The organism is Methylobacterium sp. XJLW, from assembly GCF_003254375.1.
Taxonomy (GTDB): Bacteria; Pseudomonadota; Alphaproteobacteria; order Rhizobiales; family Beijerinckiaceae; genus Methylobacterium; species Methylobacterium fujisawaense.
In genome coordinates this window covers 2,137,902-2,155,016 of the sequence record NZ_CP016429.1, presented here as the reverse complement: position 1 = coordinate 2,155,016, position 17,115 = coordinate 2,137,902, and the positions used below count along the sequence as shown (strand labels likewise).

The following is a 17,115-nucleotide window of genomic DNA, read 5'->3' as shown; positions in this document are numbered from 1 at the left end:
CAGGATCCGGCTAGCATTCGTGGGACCGGCGGGGATAAAGCGCTTCAGAAGTGCGCCTCAAGTGCCATCTATGCAACCATACCCTGTAAGCCCAGCCGCGTGATCGAGGTTTAGACTTCTGCACGATCACAGATAATTGTATGAATCGCCTTGCATTTTCTGGACGCTGTCTTAACTCGCGAAAAGTGAGGATCCAACCAGGCTTTTGCGCCGAGGAAAGAGAGAATGTCAGAAGCTGCGCCGACATCGCAATTGGACTACATCGAACGGACCGTGGACGTCGTCGCGGCCTACGTTTCCAACAACTCGCTACCCTCGGCCGATTTGCCGGCCCTGATCGCGAGCATCCATGAGGCCCTGAACGCGATCGGATCCGGCCCGGTCGCCCCGGCGACCGAGAGCGTCGAGCGGCCGACGCCGGCTCAGATCCGCAAGTCGATCCGCCCTGACGGACTGGTCAGCTTCATCGATGGCAAGTCGTACAAGACGCTGAAGCGCCACCTGACCAAGCACGGGCTCGATCCGCAGAGCTATCGGGAGCGCTACGGCCTGCCGGCCGATTACCCGACCACCTCGGCGAACTACTCGGCCCAGCGCTCGGCTCTCGCGAAGAGCCTCGGTCTCGGCCAGCCGGGCCGGTCTCAGTCCGCCGACAAGGATGCGGAACCCGCTGACGAGGCGGTCTCCGCCCCCGCCCCGAGCCGGCGCAAGGCTTCGGCCGCCGCGACCAAGCCGCGTGCCGGCCGCAAGGTCGAGGCCGCCTGATCGCGGCCGCGGAAGCCGGACGGTCGTAGGCGCGCGATCGGAGACGGTCGCGTCCTCACCGTCCGCAGCTCCTGCAGGGCGCCCTGGCGCGCTGTGGGTTCAGGCCGGCTGCGGTCCGGCCTGACGGTCGCGCGGCCGCCGATCAGGCCGCGAGCCGCCCATCCAGCGGAAAGACCTTGGCGGGGTTCAGCATCCAGTCCGGATCGAACACCGCCTTCACCCGCATCTGCTGCTCGAGATCGACCTGATCGTACTGGAAGCGCATCAGGTCGCGCTTCTCGATGCCGACGCCGTGCTCGCCGGTGAGGCAGCCGCCCACCTCGACGCAGAGCTTCAGGATCTCGTCGCCCGCGGCCTCGGCCTTCTGCAATTCGCCGGGCGTGTTGATGTCGAACAGGATCAGCGGATGCAGGTTGCCGTCGCCCGCGTGGAACACGTTGGCGACCCGCAGGCCCTTCCCGGCGCAGATCGCGCCGATCCGCTCCAGCACCGGACCGAGCTGGCCGGTGGGGATCGTGCCGTCCATGCAGATGTAGTCGGAGATCCGGCCGGTGGCCCCGAAGGCCGATTTCCGGCCCTTCCAGATCGCGGCCGATTCCGCCTCCGAGCGCGAGACCCGCACGCTGGTCGGGCGGAAATCCTTGGCGATCGTCTCGATCCGCGCCAGCATCGCGTCGCACTCGGCATCCGAGCCCTCGACCTCGATGATCAGCATCGCCTCGGCGTCGCGGGGGTAGCCGGCCTGGGCGAAATCCTCGGTGATGAGGATCGCCTCGCGATCCATGTACTCGATCGCCACCGGGATGATGCCGGCCGCGATGATCGCGGCCACGCAGTCGCCCGCATCCTCCACCTTCGAGAAGCCGACCAGCACCGGCCGCGCCCCTTCCGCCGCCCGCAGGATCCGCACGGTGGCCTCGGTGACGATGCCGAGCTGACCCTCCGAGCCGCAGACGAGGCCGAGCAGGTCGTAGCCGCCGCTGTCGAGGTGTTCGCCGCCGATCTCCACCACGGTGCCGTCGTTGAGCACCAGGGTGACGCCGAGCAGGTTGTTGGTGGTCACGCCGTATTTCAGGCAGTGGGCGCCGCCGGAATTCATCGCGATGTTGCCGGCGATCGTGCAGGCGAGCTGGCTCGACGGATCGGGGGCGTAGAAGAAGCCCTCGTGGGAGACCGCCCCCGAGATGGCGAGGTTGGTGATGCCGCTCTGCACCCGGGCGGTGCGGTTGGCGAAGTCGAGGTCGAGGACCTTGGTCATCTTGCCGACGCCCAGGATGATCGCGTCGGCCTGCGCGATGGCGCCGCCCGCGAGCGAGGTGCCGGCGCCCCGGGGGACGACCCGCACGTTGTTGGCGTGGCAATAGGCCATCACGGCGGCCACTTCCGCGGTGGTGGAGGGCAGCACCACGGCGAGCGGCATCTGCCGGTAGGCGGTGAGCCCGTCGGTCTCGAAGGCCCGGCGCTCGTCCTCGCTGACCACCAGCGCCTCCGGCGCGACCAGGGGCGCGAGGCCGGCCAGGATCGCGTCGCGGCGGGCGAGGATCGCGGGATCGGGGTCGGGGAAGCGGATGGTCATGGGGCTTGTGCCCTCCTTGAGCCCGCGGCGCGGGGTGGCATGCGGGATGGCGTGCCGGCAGCATGGACCGCGGCGGCCGCGCCTTCAACCGGCGTGCGGCGCTGCGTCGTCCCCGCGTCACATTTCAACCACGACGGCTGCCTAGCGTCGCCGGACACGCTTCGCTGCGCCGATCCGCGAGCCCGGCCCTCGGTGCCGGATCCGGTCGACGGGTCCAGAACGGAAACGATGAACGCTCCCGCCTCCAGCGCCCTGCGCGACGATCGTTACGACGCGCCGTCGGCGCATCTCGCCACCACCCGTGACCTCGGGATCCGCAGCCTCCAGCTCGGCATCGCGGCCCTGCAGGAGGCGAGCGCGGCCTTCCAGGGCCGGCTCGGCGCGGCCTTCGAGGAGGCGGTGCAGACGATCCTGCAGAGCAAGGGCCGGGTCATCGTCAGCGGCATCGGCAAGAGCGGCCATGTCGGCCGCAAGATCGCCGCGACGCTGGCCTCCACCGGCACGCATGCCTTCTTCGTCCACCCCACCGAGGCGAGCCACGGCGACCTCGGGATGATCGCCCGGGACGACGTCATCATCGCCCTGTCGTGGTCGGGGGAGACCGCGGAGCTGTCCGACCTCGTCGGCTTCAGCCGCCGGTTCTCGATCCCCCTGGTCGCCATCACCCGCAACGGCGAGAGCACGCTGGGCAAGGCCGCCGACGTGCTGCTGGAACTGCCCCGGGTGCGGGAATCCTGCCCGCACGACCTCGCGCCGACCTCCTCCAGCCTGATCCAGCTGGCCCTGGGCGACGCCCTGGCGGTGGCGCTCCTGGAGCGGCGCGGCTTCACCTCGGCGCGCTTCCACACCCTGCATCCCGGCGGCACCCTGGCCGCCCGCCTCAAGACCGTGCAGCAGGTGATGCACGGCCCCCAGGACATGCCGCTGGTCCACGAGACCGCGCTGATGTCCGAGGTGCTGATCGAGATCGCGGCGCGGCGCTACGGCTGCGTCGGCGTCACGGACGCGGCCGGGCGCCTCGTCGGCATCGTCACGGACGGCGACCTGCGCCGCCACATGGGCCCCGCGATCCTCGACACGCCGGTCACGGACATCATGACCCGCGATCCGATCACCGTGGAGCCGCACAAGCTCGCCCAGACCGCGCTGGAACTGATGAACCGCCGGCTGATCACGGCGGTCTTCGCGGTCGCGGATGGACGGCCCGTGGGCATCGTGCACGTCCACGATCTGCTGCGCGTCGGCATCGTCTGAGGCCGTTCGGAACCGGCGGGTCCGATCCTCGCCCCCGTCCTGAGGCCTCCGCCGCGCTGCGGCCCCTCGGGATGAGGACGGAGGGTCGGACGACCGGCGCCGGATCCGCCGGTCGGGCGCCGCTCACAGCCGCGCCAGCAGCTCCGCCTTCTTGGTCGAGAATTCCGCATCGGTGAGCACGCCGCGCGCGTGGAGCGCGGCCAGACGCTCGATGGTGGCGAGCACGTCGTCCGATGACGACCGATCCGGCGCAGGCGCTGCGGCGGGACCCTGGATCCCGGCCGCATCCCCCGGATGCGGATCCGCCGGGTGAGTGCCCGCGGGGTGAGTGTCTCCTGGGCGTGGATCCGCTTGGCGCGGCGCGGCGACCTCCGCCTCGATCCGGCGCAGGCGGTCGAGGGCGACGGCTCCGGCCGGCCCGGTGAAGCCGAGGCTGCCATCCGCCTGCGACACGCCGGTGATGCGGTGCTCACCGGTGTCGTAGAGAGCCACCCCCGCCCCCGATTCGACCGCGAGCCGCCGGCTGTCCGGGAAATAGGCGTAGCGCAGCCCGTTCTGCGCACCGGTGCTCGCCGGGTTCCCGAGACCGGCCGGCCACCACTCGCCGCCGCCCCGGAGGGCCGCAGGGGCCGCATCCGAGAAGCCGCCCGCCGGGAGCGCCCCGGCCAGCTCGGTGCAGAGCGCACCGACCCGCGCCTTCAGCGCGTCGTCGAACATCCGGCCGACCATCACCATGCCGCCGGCGAACCACTGGCCCATGCCGCCGAGATCCGGATGGTCGAACTGCGCCATCGTGCCGTGGCCGCGCTCCAGCGCCTGCACGAGATGGCGCACCGCATCCAGGCTGACCCCGTGGCGCTCGGCCACGCTCTGCAGCCCCGAGGCGTGGTCCAGCGGTCCGTCGTCGAAGAAACCGTCGCGCGGGGCGCTGTCGGACGGGTTCATGAGCCAGCTCCCGATTCGTCGCAGGGCGGACCGGATCGGTGCAGGCCCGGCGATCCGCCACCCGGCGTGCCCGGCCTGCGGCGGTGAGCCCCAGGCCGGCCACGACGTTGCGCTGCGGACACAATCCCTGGTCGAAGGCACCGGTTCCGGCCCGTCTCAGTCCGCGGCGGGCGGGAACGGACCCGCGATGGTGAAGTCGGTGATCGGCCGGCGGCCGTTCGGCGTCTCGCGGGGCCGCTGCTCCTCGGTGAGTTCGGCCTCGGGCGTCTTGCGGCCGACCGCGAAGGCGGCCTCGATCCGGTGGTTCTCGGGCAGGCGCAGGATCTCGGGGGCACGGACATGGTCGAAGCCGACCATGCCGTGGGCGTGCCAGCCCTGGTGGATCGCCTGGAGCTGGAAGGCCAGCGAGGCGGTGCCGGCGTCGAAGGAGTGGCTGTAGGAGGGCTTCAGCTCGTCGCCGACCTTCATGAGCCCGTTCGAGACCAGGAACAGGATCGCGCCGGTGCCGGATACCCATTTCTGGTTGCCGGGCACGAGCAGGCCGAGGAAGGTCTCCCAGTGGGCGTCGCCGCGGAGCGCGTAGAGGAAGCGCCAGGGCTGCGAGTTGTAGGCGGAGGGCGACCAGCGCGCCGCCTCGATCATCCGCATCAGCTCGGCTTCGGGCACGGCCTCGCCCGTGAAGGCGCGGGGCGAGTGCCGCTTCACGAAGACCGGATCGATGTCGTGGTCGGCGCGGCGGGGCGGGGGCAGGCTCAAGGGATTCGTCTCCGAAGGGCGGGGCGCCCGGGCGGCCGAGCTTGCCCGAAACGCCTGCCCGGAGGCAAACCCGATGCCGACCCGATGCCGACCCTAGGCCACGCTGCGCTCGATCTCCTCCTCGTCGCAGATCACGCCGGCATTGCCCTCGAACTCCGCCGCGAGGTCCACGGGGGCGTGGGTCGGCGCCGGCGAGACCCGGTCGCGGGCGAAGGTCGCCAGGAACAGGCGCATCACGTGGCGGACGCCCGCATCGTTGATGGTGCGCTGGTCCTCGTTGTAGTAGCGCCCGGCATTCACGTTGCTCGTGACGATGTCGTAGGCGGGGAAGTAGACCGCCCGCGGGTCGCCGCGGCCGACCACCTCGCCGGCCGCCACCCGCAGCACCGACTTGGAGTAGCTGTTCGACTCCATCACGTGCCGGTCCATGTAGGTGGCGATCATCGGCACCGGCGAGACCGTGAAGATCACCCGCGCCTTCGGGTTCACGCTCCAGAGCCGGTCGAGGAAGCCGTTGAGGTCGCCGAGCACCTCGCCCGCGCCGGCATTGACGCATTCGTAGAGGTCCGGATCGAAGGTCCCGCCCGCGACCCCGGGGGCGAGCGGCAGCGCCGCCCCGTCGGCCCGCCAGCGCCAGCCTTCCGTGAGGCCGAGCGTCAGCACGAACACGTCCAGGGTCTCGAACAGGCGGCGCACCTCGGCGAGATGCGCGTCGCGCGCCGCGACCACCTCGGCCTCGCTGGCGAAGCCCGCCGGCTCGACCGTGGGGCGGAACGGGTCGACGTAGCGGCCGTCGTCCCGCAGCCACGCCTTCAGCTCCGGCTCGAACTTGCCGTAGGCCCGGTCGAACAGCTGCACGAACTGGCGCGTGTAGTAGAGGTTGCCGTAGCGCGCCGAGAACGTGCCGAACTGCCGGGCATTGGCCTCCTCGGCGCTCATGCCGGGGGGCGGCGGCTCGGTCAGGTAATAGTTGAAGCCGGCGCCGCGCACCGCCTCGGCCACCCGCTGCGCGAAGCAGGAGCCGCCGGTGGCGACCTTGTCGGTCGGCCCGATGACGAACGTGTCCTTCGGGTGCGGATTGACCGCGAAGGGCGGCACGTTGGTGACGACCTTGCGCCAGAATCGCTCGGCCGGTAGACCCGTATACGGATTCAACGCCATCTTCGAACCCTCTTCTTCACGACGGCGGCAGGCCCTCGGGGGCGCTGACCCGTCCGCTGACACCGGCACGCGACGTGGCCCTGAACGACCTGCCCCGGCGCGCCCGCAGCGCGTTCACCCTCGCGACACCCAGTTGGGCGCCCACCTGGGCGACACCATGGCGGAACCGCGCCCGCGCCGCCACGACCCGTGACGGGCCGAGCATCGCGGTGCTGGGCAATTGCCAGGCGCGGGGCATCGCCCGGGCCATGCGCCTGCTCGCGCCGAAGAGCCCGGTCCGCTACCTGCCCATGGGCTCGCTGAAGCGCGACCACGGCCATGTCGACGGCTTGATCCGGACCCTGCGCGCCCACGACCACGTCTTCTCGCAGGCCTTCCCGGCCGGGCTGATCCCGGGCGGCGACGTCGCCACTCTGCGCGCGGCCGACCCGCGGCTCAAGCTCTTCCCGTCGATCGTGTTCTCGGCCTTCCACCCGGACATGGTCTATGCCGGCCAGGCCTCGGACCTCGCCGCCCTGAAGCTCGCGCCGTCGCCGATGGGCCAGTACCACTCGGCGATCGTCCTCACCGCCCACCGGCTCGGCCTCGAGCCGCAGCGCACCGCCGGCCTGTTCCGCGAGGACGTGTTCGCCCGCCTGGGCTATCTCGACCATTGGGATCCGGCGGTGCGCGAACTCGTCGGCGCGGCGGATGCCTTGGGCTTCGGGCTGGAGCGGGAGGTGACCCGCTGGGCGCGCCGCGGCGCCTTCATGCACCTGATGAACCATCCCAAGGTCCATGTCCTCGGCGACATCGCCCGGCGGCTGCTGCTGGAGAACGGGCTCACGCCCGAGCCCGTGGAGATCGAGGATTATCTCGGCGACGAGCTGGCTCAGGACGTGGTCTGGCCGCTCTACCCGCCCATCGCCGAGCATTTCGGGCTGACCGGCTCATACCTGTTCAAGGCCAAGCCCCGGGGCGACGACTTCCCGGTGCTCTACGACCTCTCGGGCTTCATCGCGGCGAGTTTTGCCATCTACGACGCGACGTCCCCTGGGGATCTCGCCTGTCCCCGGGTGGACGCTTGGCTCGCCGCGCCGGAGATCGTCGCGCTGTTCCGGCGCGGTTGAGGCCGTCTCCGGCCGCGAAGGGCGTCCGACCGAAGGATGCGGACGGCCCGTGATCCGGGAGGCGGCGTCTCAGCCTGCCGTGCAGAGTTGGCTGTCGCGGTCGGTCGCGCCGAGGCCCTCGACCATCATCCGGACCAGCCGGTTGACCTCCTGCACCTGGAAGGGCTTGCGCAGGAACAGGCTGCCCGGCACGCCGCTGCGGCGGTTCGTGTCCGTCGAGGAGTAGACCACCGGACGGTCCGGATGGATCGCCCGGAAGGCATGGGCCACGGTCCAGCCGTCGATCAGCCCCGGCAGGTGGATGTCGGTGAACAGCCAGTCGATCGCATCGCCCCGGTCGCGCAGGACGGTCAGCGCCGCCTCGCCCGTCGAGGCCTCGATCACCCGGATGCCGTGCGTCTCGCACAGGCTCGCGATGATCTCGAGGAGCAGGTAGCTGTCCTCGACGATGAGGACGCACTGGGCGGGGCGCATGACGGAGGTCCGGTTTTCGGCCCGTCGATTAGTAAGCGTTAGGGTTGAGGATTCCTTAAGGTCCCGGCCGGAACCGTTACGGTGCGGAAGCCCCGCGCCTGTTGCCGCGCCGCAACCGACACGGCCGAAATGGCCCTTCGCCTCCGTCCGCCCCGCCGCCGCCGCATTCCGGGCGTGTCCCGGGTGCGTCAGCGCACGCCATCGCCCGGTGCGGACCGTCACCACGGCCGCCGCGCCGCGCGACGGAACCGTCGCTTAACCATCCCCGCCTACCAACGGCGCCAGGACTATGCGGACCCGCCTCGAAGACCCGCAGCCGGCCTTCGGCACCGCTCGAGGAGTTTTTCAGACCATGCCCCAGCGTTTCCGCGCCGCCGCCCTCGGCCTCGCCCTCGTCGCCGCCCTCGGCCTCGGCGCCTGCAGCAACGACAAGGACCTCGCCGACGCCTCCGCCTTCGGGGCCGGCGCCGCGACCCCGGGCAGCGCGCAGGACTTCGTCGTCAATATCGGCGACCGGGTCTTCTTCGAATCGGATTCCACCGACCTGACGCCCACCGCGACCGCCACCCTCGACAAGCAGGCCGCGTGGCTGCAGCGCTACCCGCGCTACACCTTCATCATCGAGGGCCATGCCGACGAGCGCGGCACCCGCGAGTACAACTTCTCCCTGGGCGCCCGCCGGGCCCAGGCGGTGAACGACTACCTCGCCACCCGCGGCATCGCGGGCAACCGCATGCGGACGGTGTCGTACGGCAAGGAGCGGCCGGTGGCGGTGTGCAACGACATCTCCTGCTGGTCGCAGAACCGCCGGGCGGTGATCGTCCTCGACCGCGGCGCCGGAGCGTAAGCCGTCGCGACGCGTTACCCGGAGGCGGCCCCGGCCGCCGCCGCGCCGCAGTTTTGCCGCGGTGCGGCGCATCTGTTAGGGCCTCGCGCCGCCACCGGATCGCACCCCCACCATGTCCGCCCGTCTTCGCACTCGCCTCGCGCTCACCACGATCCTGGGAGCCGTGCTCCTCGGCCACCCGGCCGTCGCGCAGGATGCCTCCGAGCTGGTGGTGCGCCTCGGCCGCATCGAGAACCAGTCCCGGCTCATGGCCGGCCAGATCGAGACCCTCCAGTACGAGAACCGCCAGCTCAAGGAGCAGCTGCGCAAGTTCCAGGAGGACGTCGAGTTCCGCCTGAACGAGGGCAAGGGCGGCAAGCCCTCGGCCGCTCCCGCGCCGTCGGGCCCCGTCAACGGCGGGAATCCGGGCGCCGGACGCCCCGGCAAGCGCGGCGACGCCTTCGACCCGGCCCAGGCCCCCGGCGCCCCGGGCACCCCGATGCAGCTCGGCAGCACCCAGCCCTCGGCGCCGCTGCCGCCCCGGGAGGCCGTCGAGGCGGCCGAGGCTGCGCCCCGGCCGCAGCGCCTGCCGCAGGGCGCGATCAACGGGGAGGACGAGGACGCGGAGGCCGGTGCCCCCGGCTACGACGAGCCCGTGGACCTGCGGCCGCCGGCCCGGACCGGGGCGATCCCGGCGCGGCCCTCCGAGAGCGTCGCGGCAACGCGGACGGGCGATCCGGCCGCCGATTACGATGCCGCGGTCGAGCTGTACCGGGCCAAGCAGTACGAGCAGGCCGAGATGGGCCTGCGCCAGTTCATCCAGTCGCATCCCCGCGACAACCGCGTCGCCGGCGCGACCTACTGGCTCGGCGAGAGCTACCTCGCCCGCGGCCGCAACCGCGAGGCCGCCGAGCAGTTCCTGAAGGTCTCCACCGACTACGCCCGCTCCTCCCAGGCGCCCGATGCCATGCTGAAGCTCGGCGTCACGCTCAACGCGCTCGGCGCCCGCGAGCAGGCCTGCGCGACCCTGGCCGAGCTCGACCGGAAATTCCCCAATGCCGGCAGCGGCGTCCGTCAGGGCGTCGCCCGCGAACAGAAGCGCGCCCGCTGCGGCGCCTGAGCGACCCGGGCGACCCGGTCCTCGGCGCCCTCCGCCCCTGGCTCGATCCGGCCGCGCGCGGCGGGCGGGGTGTCCTCCTCGCCGTCTCGGGCGGCCCCGATTCGAGCGCCCTGCTGTATGCCGCCGCTGCCCTGCGCGACGCTGGCCCGGTCGCCGTGCAGGTCGCCACCGTGGATCACGGCCTGAGACCGGGCTCGAAAGCCGAGGCCGAGGGCGTCGGCCGTGCCGCCCGGGATCTGGGCCTGCCCCATGCACTCCTGACCTGGGCGGGCGCGAAGCCCGGCACCGGCCTGCAGGATGCGGCCCGCACCGCCCGCTACGCCCTGCTCGCCGCCCAGGCCGCGGCGATCGGCGCCGGTCTCGTGCTCACCGGACATACGCAGGATGACCAGGCCGAGACGGTGCTGATGCGGCTCGCGGCCGGCAGCGGCCTCGCGGGGCTTGCCGGCATGCGCGCGGAGCGGACCTTGGCCGCCGGCCTCAGCCTCGGGCGCCCGTTCCTGCATCTGCCGAAGGCGACCCTGGTGGCGTGGTGCGAGGAGCGCGGCATCGCGTATGTCCGCGATCCCGCCAATGAAAGTCCGCGCTTCGCCCGCGGCCGCCTGCGCGAGGCTTGGCCGGTTCTGGAACGCGAGGGCCTGACCCCGGCGCGTCTCGCCCGGCTCGCCGAGCGCGCCGCCCGCGACGAGGCCGCGCTCCGGAGCGCGGCGGAGCAGGCCCTCGACAGGACGGGGCGGCCCGGACCGGAGACGGGGGCGGGGACGGGTCTGCGCCTCGACGGAGCCGCCCTGGCGGTTCTGCCGGATGCCGTGGTCCTGCGCTGCCTCGATCTCGCCCTGACCCGGGCCGGCGCGGCACCGCGCCGCCTCGAACGCCTCGAGGCCCTGGTCCTCGAATCGCTCCTGCCGGCCCTGCGCCGCCGTGAACCGATCCGGCGCACCCTGGCGGGGTTTCTCGTCTCCGCCGATTCGGGGGGAGCCGTGAGCCTCGCCCCCGCTCCGCCGCGCCGAAGCAGGGGGGCAGGTGCTGCCCTCGCCGCAGGGGCTCCCGAATTACTTGGCAAGGGAGAGCCCCCCGCCTACATTGGTGACGTGTGCACGGATGGACCGGAACAGCCGCGTGGCATGTCCGTCCTGGGGGTCGCACGCGCCAAGGATTGATCGATGAACCCGAATTTTCGCAACTTTGCCTTGTGGGTCGTCATCTTCCTGCTGGTGCTGGCCCTGGTCACTCTGTTCCAGAACCCGGGGCACCGGGGCGGCGGCAGCGAGATCGCCTACAGCCAGCTCCTGAACGACGCCGATGCCGGCAAGATCCAGTCGGTGGTGATCTCCGGGCAGGACGTGTCCGGCACCTATGTCGGCGGCGGCAACTTCACGAGCTACGCGCCCAACGACCCGAGCCTGGTCTCCAAGCTTCAGGGCAAGGGCGTGCAGATCACCGCCCGTCCGCCGTCGGACAACACCCCCTGGTTCATCCAGCTTCTCGTGAGCTGGCTGCCGATCCTGGTCTTCATCGGCGCCTGGATCTTCCTGTCGCGCCAGATGCAGTCCGGCGCCGGACGCGCCATGGGCTTCGGCAAGTCGAAGGCCAAGCTCCTGAACGAGGCCCATGGCCGCGTGTCGTTCGACGATGTGGCGGGCGTCGAGGAGGCCAAGGAAGACCTCCAGGAGATCGTGGAATTCCTCCGCGACCCCCAAAAATTCCAGCGGCTCGGCGGCCGGATCCCGCGCGGCGTGCTGCTCGTCGGCCCGCCCGGCACCGGTAAGACCCTGATCGCCCGGGCGGTCGCGGGCGAGGCCAACGTGCCGTTCTTCACCATCTCGGGCTCGGACTTCGTCGAGATGTTCGTGGGCGTCGGCGCCAGCCGCGTGCGCGACATGTTCGAGCAGGCCAAGAAGAATGCCCCCTGCATCATCTTCATCGACGAGATCGACGCGGTCGGCCGCCACCGCGGCGCCGGCCTCGGCGGCGGCAACGACGAGCGCGAGCAGACCCTGAACCAGCTCCTCGTGGAGATGGACGGGTTCGAGGCCAACGAGGGCGTCATCATCATCGCGGCGACCAACCGCCCCGACGTCCTCGACCCGGCCCTGCTGCGGCCCGGCCGGTTCGACCGCCAGATCATGGTGCCGAACCCGGACGTCACCGGCCGCGAGCGCATCCTGCGCGTCCACGTCCGCAAGGTGCCGCTGGCCCCCGACGTCGACCTGAAGACCATCGCGCGCGGCACCCCGGGCTTCTCGGGCGCCGACCTGATGAACCTCGTCAACGAATCGGCCCTGCTGGCGGCCCGCCGCGGCAAGCGCATCGTCACGATGCACGAGTTCGAGGACGCCAAGGACAAGGTCATGATGGGCGCCGAGCGGCGCACCCTGGTGATGACCGAGGACGAGAAGCGGCTCACCGCCTATCACGAGGGCGGCCACGCCATCGTCGCCCTCAACGTCCCGGCCACCGACCCGGTGCACAAGGCGACGATCATCCCCCGCGGCCGGGCGCTCGGCATGGTCATGCAGCTGCCCGAGCGCGACAAGCTCTCCATGAGCTTCGAGCAGATGACCTCGCGGCTGGCGATCATGATGGGCGGGCGCATCGCCGAGGAGATGATCTTCGGTCAGGACAAGGTCACCTCGGGCGCCCAGTCGGACATCGAGCAGGCGACCCGCCTCGCCAAGATGATGGTGACCCGCTGGGGCTTCTCGCCGGAGCTCGGCACCGTCGCGTACGGCGACAACAACGACGAGGTCTTCCTCGGCATGTCGATGGGCCGGCAGCAATCGGTCTCCGAATCGACCGCCCAGAAGATCGACGCCGAGGTCCGCCGCCTCGTGGAGACCGGTCTGGAGGAGGCGCGCCGCATCCTGGCCGAGCACAAGGACGACCTGGAAGCCCTGGCGCAGGGTCTCCTCGAATACGAGACCCTCTCGGGCGAGGAGATCCGCAACCTGCTCAAGGGCCAGCCCCCGATCCGCGACGGCGGCGACGTGCCGCCGACCCCGGCCCGGGGCTCCTCGGTCCCCTCGGCGGGCCGCGGCCGGCCGAAGGAGAGCGACGGCGGCCTGGAGCCGCAGCCGCAGGCCTGAGGCACGAACAACAGCACGACCACCGGAAAGGGCGCCCCGCGGCGCCCTTTTTCGTGCCGGCGCCGGATGCGACGGGCGCACGGACCGCGTCGGCAGCCGCCTGTGACAATCCGGGCGGCTCGTTTATGACTCGGCCGCGCCAACACGGCCGAAGCTTCGGTGCCGCCCACCCGGGGGTTGGGCCGGACTGGCCAAACCCTCACCCCGTCGCAGAAACGCTTCCATGCCGGTCTCGACCTATCTCGTCGTCGCCCTGGGCGCCGGCGTCGCCGGCTTCGTGCAGGGTCTGTCGGGCTTCGCCTTCGGCCTCGTGGCCCTGTCGTTCTGGGCCTGGGTGATCGATCCGAAGCTCGCCGCCATCCTCTCGGTGGCCGGGGGGCTCGCCGGCCAGATCGTCGCCGCCGTCTCGGTGCGGCGTGGCGTCGATCTCAAGAGCCTCGCGCCCTTCGTGCTCGGCGGCCTCGCCGGTATCCCGCTCGGCGTCCTGCTGCTGCCCAGCCTCGACGCCGACCGGTTCAAGGCCCTGCTCGGCCTCCTGCTGATGGTCTGGTGCCCGGTGATGCTATTCGCCCGGGACCTCCCGCGGGTCACGGCGGGCGGTCGGATCGCCGACGCCGCGGTCGGCCTTGCCGGCGGTGTCATGGGCGCCCTCGGCGGCTTCACGGGCGTGCTGCCGACCCTCTGGTGCACCCTGCGCCGCTACGAGCGCGACGTGCAGCGCACGATCGTCCAGAACTTCAACCTCGCGATGCTCGCGGTGACGATGATCACCTATCTCGCCTCGGGGATCATCACCCCGCCGGTCCTGCCGATGCTGGCCGTGGTCCTGCTGGCCATGCTGATCCCCACGCTCCTCGGGACCCGGGCCTATGGCGGCATCAGCGAAGTGGCGTTCCGCAGGCTCGTGCTGAGCCTGCTCACGCTCTCGGGCCTCACCCTCTTGGCGTCGGCGCTGCCCCGGCTCCTGTAAACGCCGCGCCGCCCCATTTCGAACGCCTTTGTCGGGAAGCAACCGATTCACCGTCGGGGAGCGTCCGGCTCCGGATTTCACCGAAATCTGCTAGGCTCTGCCCGGCCCGCCCTCGGGTCTCGGAGACGTCATGGTGCGCAAGTATTTCGGAACCGACGGGATCCGGGGCCGGGCCAACGGCGTGATCACGCCGGAGCTCGCCCTCAAGGTCGGGCAGGCCGCGGGCCTCGTGTTCCAGCGCGGCGACCACCGGCACCGGGTGGTGATCGGCAAGGACACCCGCCTTTCCGGCTACATGATCGAGACCGCGCTGGTGGCCGGCTTCACCTCGGTGGGCATGGACGTGCTGCTGCTCGGGCCGGTACCGACGCCGGCCGTGGCGATGCTGACCCGCTCCATGCGGGCCGATCTCGGCGTGATGATCTCGGCCTCGCACAACCCGTTCGAGGACAACGGCATCAAGCTGTTCGGGCCCGACGGGTTCAAGCTCAACGACGCGATCGAGCACGAGATCGAGGGGCTGATCGACGCCGACATGCACAAGCGCCTGTCCGGCTCCAACGATCTCGGCCGGGCCAAGCGCATCGAGAGCGTGCATGCCCGCTACATCGAGTTCGCCAAGCGGACCCTGCCGCGGCAGGTGACCCTGGACGGGTTGCGGGTGGTGGTCGACTGCGCCAACGGCGCGGCCTACCGGGTCGCCCCCGAGACCCTGTGGGAGCTCGGCGCCGAGGTCATCGCCATCGGCACCGAGCCGGACGGCTTCAACATCAACCGGGATGTCGGCTCGACCGCGCCCGCGGCGCTGATCGACAAGGTGCGCGAGCGCCGGGCCGATATCGGCATCGCGCTGGACGGCGATGCCGACCGGGTGCTGATCGTCGACGAGAAGGGGCATGTGGTCGACGGCGACCAGCTCATGGCGGTCGTGGCGCGCTCCTGGCAGGAGGACGAGCGCCTCACGCAGCCGGGTGTGGTCGCGACGATCATGTCGAATCTCGGCCTGGAGCGCTATCTCGGCGGCCTCGGTCTCACCCTGGCCCGCACGGCGGTGGGGGACCGCTACGTCCTCGAGCACATGCGCGCCCACGGCTACAATCTCGGGGGCGAGCAGTCCGGGCACATCATCATGTCGGACTACACGACCACGGGTGACGGCCTCGTGGCGGCCCTGCAGTTGCTGAGCGTGGTGCAGCGGCAGAACCGGCCCGTGAGCGAGGTCTGCCACTGCTTCGACCCGCTGCCGCAGATCCTCAAGAACGTCCGCTACCGGAGCGGCGAGCCGCTCCGCCAGGACAGCGTCGTCAGCGCCATCGAGCATGCCCGCGAGCGGCTCGGCAATGCCGGCCGCCTGGTGATCCGCCCCTCGGGCACCGAGCCGGTGATCCGCGTCATGGCCGAGGGCGACGACCGCGGCCTCGTCAACGCGGTGGTCGACGAGGTGGTCGACGCCGTGACCCGCGCCGCGGCCTGACCGGTCAGGCCGCGGCGTAGGCGGCGCGCAACTCGGGCGGCGCGGTCACGCGCCACGCCCCCAGCAGCGCCGTCCGCAGGGTCTCCTCGTCGCAGAGATCGAGGTCGAGATTGGTCCAGCCCCGGCGTCCCCAGGCGCCGTCCAGGGGCGTGAACAGATCGGGCTCGGCCGCGCACAGGGCGGCCTGATCCGCGGGCGCGAGGCGCAGCACCACCCGGGCCTCCTCGACCCAGAGGGTCGCGAAGACCCGGCCGCCGACCCGGAAATCCGGGTTGCCGCTGTGCGCGCCCGTCACCGTCTCGGGCAGCATCGGGGCCAGGATGCGTACGTCCTCGGGACCCATGGGGATGTCAGCCGGTGCGGAGCCCGGGCAGCCGGGCGGCGATGGTCGGGGGGCGCATGGGTCCCATCCAAGACAGATGAACCGGACCAACCTGGGGATCCCCGGCGGCAGAGGCAAGCAAGTCGCGTCCGGATGACGGTTTCGACAGGCCGGCAACGGATGCGCAAGCCTAACATTTAACGTTAAGCCGGATTTAAGACGTTGCTTCCATCCTTCGCTGCGTACCCCGGGACCGCGCGCCGCGCGTCCGGCTCACGAGTCCAGTGAAGGAATCTCCATGGCCCGCTCCAAGCTGAACGCTTTGGTGCGTAGCCTGACGCTCGCGGCGAGCGTCGGCGCGCCCTGCCTCGCCGCGGCCGCGGATCTGCTGCTTCCGCCGCCGCCTCCGCCCCCGCCCCCGCCGATCGAGGTCGGCGGCGGCTGGTACCTGCGCGGCGACGTGGGCGCGAGCATCTACACCCGTCCGCGCTACAGCGACGCCTACGACTACACCGGCTATCCGGACGCCAACCGCGCCTTCGGCAACACGATCGGCGGCGGCGGCTTTGCCGGCGTCGGCGTCGGCTACCAGTTCACCCCGTTCCTGCGCGGCGACATCACCGGCGAGTACCGCTACTCGACCGGCCTGCGCGGCAGCGAGTATTACAAGGGCCCCGATTTCGACAACGGGCTCGGGTCGTACGGCGTGAACAAGTCGAGCGGAAACTTCGACTCCGCGGTGGTGCTCGCCAACGCCTATTTCGACCTCGGCACGTGGTACGGCATCACGCCGTTCATCGGCGGCGGCGTCGGCTACGCCTTCAACCACGTCTCGAGCTACTCGACGAACCAGCAGTTCACGAGCCCGACCTACGCCTACGATTACACCAATGCCGGCTGCGGCTGCATCCCGTACGCCCCGGTCTACGACCCGAACGGCAACGCGGTGTACAACACCAACAGCGGCAGCAAGTTCTACAAGGACAAGACGACCGGCAGCTTCGCCTGGGCGCTCCATGCCGGTCTCGCCTACAACGTGACCGACGCGCTGAAGATCGAACTGGCCTACCGCTACCTGAACCTCGGCAAGGCCGAGACGGGACCGGGCTTCGTGCCGTGCTGCACCGGCAGCCTGCAGGCGATCAAGGTGAAGGACATCGAGGCGCACGATGTGAAGATCGGCCTGCGCTACTACCTCGGCGGCCTCGTGGCGGCCCCGCTGCCGCCGCTGATGCCGGAGCCGATCCCCGGCCCGCTGGTGCGCAAGTACTGATCGG

Annotated in this window: 16 protein-coding genes; 10 read left to right on the top strand and 6 right to left on the bottom strand. The window is 71.0% G+C overall.

Annotated features, from left to right (window positions below; all coding sequences use genetic code 11):
* Nucleotides 1-225 precede the first annotated feature (225 nt).
* Complete coding sequence (locus A3862_RS09930) at nucleotides 226-765, top strand: MucR family transcriptional regulator (RefSeq protein WP_043346338.1); 540 nt, start codon at nucleotides 226-228, stop codon at nucleotides 763-765.
* A 142-nt stretch (nucleotides 766-907) separates the two neighbouring features.
* On the opposite strand, the gene A3862_RS09925 is transcribed toward A3862_RS09930, so the two are convergent.
* Nucleotides 908-2,341 (bottom strand): FAD-linked oxidase C-terminal domain-containing protein, encoded by a 1,434-nt coding sequence (locus tag A3862_RS09925; RefSeq protein WP_043759615.1) that lies wholly within the window; start codon nucleotides 2,339-2,341, stop codon nucleotides 908-910.
* Nucleotides 2,342-2,569: 228 nt separating this feature from the next.
* Here A3862_RS09925 and A3862_RS09920 point away from each other — a divergent pair, with 228 nt between their 5' ends.
* Nucleotides 2,570-3,595, top strand: a complete 1,026-nt coding sequence (locus tag A3862_RS09920) for a KpsF/GutQ family sugar-phosphate isomerase (RefSeq protein WP_043759616.1) — start codon at nucleotides 2,570-2,572, stop codon at nucleotides 3,593-3,595.
* Nucleotides 3,596-3,718: 123 nt separating this feature from the next.
* Here the strand turns inward: A3862_RS09920 and A3862_RS09915 are convergent, their stop codons facing one another.
* From A3862_RS09915 to A3862_RS09905, 3 genes are all read right to left on the bottom strand, one after another.
* A complete protein-coding gene (locus tag A3862_RS09915) occupies nucleotides 3,719-4,540 on the bottom strand; it encodes an SHOCT domain-containing protein (RefSeq protein ID WP_111473558.1) in 822 nt (273 codons plus the stop codon).
* 156 nt (nucleotides 4,541-4,696) lie between these two features.
* Entirely contained in the window at nucleotides 4,697-5,296 is a 600-nt protein-coding gene (locus A3862_RS09910; RefSeq protein WP_043346351.1) for a nitroreductase family protein, read from the bottom strand.
* Between the two features lie 93 nt (nucleotides 5,297-5,389).
* Nucleotides 5,390-6,457, bottom strand: coding sequence for a GSCFA domain-containing protein (locus A3862_RS09905; protein ID WP_043346353.1), 1,068 nt, complete (start codon nucleotides 6,455-6,457; stop codon nucleotides 5,390-5,392).
* A 74-nt stretch (nucleotides 6,458-6,531) separates the two neighbouring features.
* Between A3862_RS09905 and A3862_RS09900 the strand changes: the two genes are divergently transcribed.
* Complete coding sequence (locus A3862_RS09900) at nucleotides 6,532-7,566, top strand: WcbI family polysaccharide biosynthesis putative acetyltransferase (RefSeq protein ID WP_111473557.1); 1,035 nt, start codon at nucleotides 6,532-6,534, stop codon at nucleotides 7,564-7,566.
* Between the two features lie 69 nt (nucleotides 7,567-7,635).
* On the opposite strand, the gene A3862_RS09895 is transcribed toward A3862_RS09900, so the two are convergent.
* Entirely contained in the window at nucleotides 7,636-8,040 is a 405-nt protein-coding gene (locus tag A3862_RS09895) for a response regulator (protein ID WP_043759618.1), read from the bottom strand.
* 352 nt (nucleotides 8,041-8,392) lie between these two features.
* Between A3862_RS09895 and pal the strand changes: the two genes are divergently transcribed.
* The 6 genes from pal (at nucleotide 8,393) to glmM (ending at nucleotide 15,516) form a co-directional block, all read left to right on the top strand.
* Nucleotides 8,393-8,887, top strand: coding sequence for a peptidoglycan-associated lipoprotein Pal (pal, locus tag A3862_RS09890; RefSeq protein ID WP_043346359.1), 495 nt, complete (start codon nucleotides 8,393-8,395; stop codon nucleotides 8,885-8,887).
* Between the two features lie 112 nt (nucleotides 8,888-8,999).
* Complete coding sequence (ybgF, locus tag A3862_RS09885) at nucleotides 9,000-9,986, top strand: tol-pal system protein YbgF (RefSeq protein ID WP_043346361.1); 987 nt, start codon at nucleotides 9,000-9,002, stop codon at nucleotides 9,984-9,986.
* The gene (gene tilS, locus A3862_RS09880) at nucleotides 9,974-11,146 is read left to right on the top strand and encodes a tRNA lysidine(34) synthetase TilS (RefSeq protein ID WP_442919061.1); all 1,173 of its coding nucleotides are present in this window, start codon (nucleotides 9,974-9,976) and stop codon (nucleotides 11,144-11,146) included. Before ybgF ends, tilS begins: the two co-directional genes overlap by 13 nt.
* 3 nt (nucleotides 11,147-11,149) lie before the next feature.
* A complete protein-coding gene (ftsH, locus tag A3862_RS09875) occupies nucleotides 11,150-13,072 on the top strand; it encodes an ATP-dependent zinc metalloprotease FtsH (protein WP_043346363.1) in 1,923 nt (640 codons plus the stop codon).
* A gap of 223 nt (nucleotides 13,073-13,295) precedes the next feature.
* Nucleotides 13,296-14,042, top strand: coding sequence for a sulfite exporter TauE/SafE family protein (locus tag A3862_RS09870; protein WP_043346365.1), 747 nt, complete (start codon nucleotides 13,296-13,298; stop codon nucleotides 14,040-14,042).
* A gap of 133 nt (nucleotides 14,043-14,175) precedes the next feature.
* Entirely contained in the window at nucleotides 14,176-15,516 is a 1,341-nt protein-coding gene (glmM, locus tag A3862_RS09865; protein WP_043384857.1) for a phosphoglucosamine mutase, read from the top strand.
* Nucleotides 15,517-15,520: 4 nt separating this feature from the next.
* On the opposite strand, the gene A3862_RS09860 is transcribed toward glmM, so the two are convergent.
* Nucleotides 15,521-15,859 (bottom strand): MmcQ/YjbR family DNA-binding protein, encoded by a 339-nt coding sequence (locus A3862_RS09860; protein WP_043346378.1) that lies wholly within the window; start codon nucleotides 15,857-15,859, stop codon nucleotides 15,521-15,523.
* A 277-nt stretch (nucleotides 15,860-16,136) separates the two neighbouring features.
* On the opposite strand from A3862_RS09860, the gene A3862_RS09855 reads away from it, so the two are divergent.
* Nucleotides 16,137-17,111, top strand: a complete 975-nt coding sequence (locus A3862_RS09855; protein WP_043346381.1) for an outer membrane protein — start codon at nucleotides 16,137-16,139, stop codon at nucleotides 17,109-17,111.
* Nucleotides 17,112-17,115: the final 4 nt, after the last annotated feature.

What these genes read in the sequence shown, in the direction of transcription:
- A3862_RS09915 (WP_111473558.1), bottom strand. Translation starts at nt 4,540, where the DNA reads ATGAACCCGTCCGACAGCGCCCCGCGCGACGGTTTCTTCGACGACGGA.
- A3862_RS09860 (WP_043346378.1), bottom strand. Translation starts at nt 15,859, where the DNA reads ATGGGTCCCGAGGACGTACGCATCCTGGCCCCGATGCTGCCCGAGACG.
- A3862_RS09920 (WP_043759616.1), top strand. Translation starts at nt 2,570, where the DNA reads ATGAACGCTCCCGCCTCCAGCGCCCTGCGCGACGATCGTTACGACGCG.
- A3862_RS09855 (WP_043346381.1), top strand. Translation starts at nt 16,137, where the DNA reads ATGGCCCGCTCCAAGCTGAACGCTTTGGTGCGTAGCCTGACGCTCGCG.
- A3862_RS09905 (WP_043346353.1), bottom strand. Translation starts at nt 6,457, where the DNA reads ATGGCGTTGAATCCGTATACGGGTCTACCGGCCGAGCGATTCTGGCGC.
- pal (WP_043346359.1), top strand. Translation starts at nt 8,393, where the DNA reads ATGCCCCAGCGTTTCCGCGCCGCCGCCCTCGGCCTCGCCCTCGTCGCC.
- A3862_RS09930 (WP_043346338.1), top strand. Translation starts at nt 226, where the DNA reads ATGTCAGAAGCTGCGCCGACATCGCAATTGGACTACATCGAACGGACC.
- A3862_RS09895 (WP_043759618.1), bottom strand. Translation starts at nt 8,040, where the DNA reads ATGCGCCCCGCCCAGTGCGTCCTCATCGTCGAGGACAGCTACCTGCTC.
- ybgF (WP_043346361.1), top strand. Translation starts at nt 9,000, where the DNA reads ATGTCCGCCCGTCTTCGCACTCGCCTCGCGCTCACCACGATCCTGGGA.
- A3862_RS09925 (WP_043759615.1), bottom strand. Translation starts at nt 2,341, where the DNA reads ATGACCATCCGCTTCCCCGACCCCGATCCCGCGATCCTCGCCCGCCGC.
- ftsH (WP_043346363.1), top strand. Translation starts at nt 11,150, where the DNA reads ATGAACCCGAATTTTCGCAACTTTGCCTTGTGGGTCGTCATCTTCCTG.
- A3862_RS09870 (WP_043346365.1), top strand. Translation starts at nt 13,296, where the DNA reads ATGCCGGTCTCGACCTATCTCGTCGTCGCCCTGGGCGCCGGCGTCGCC.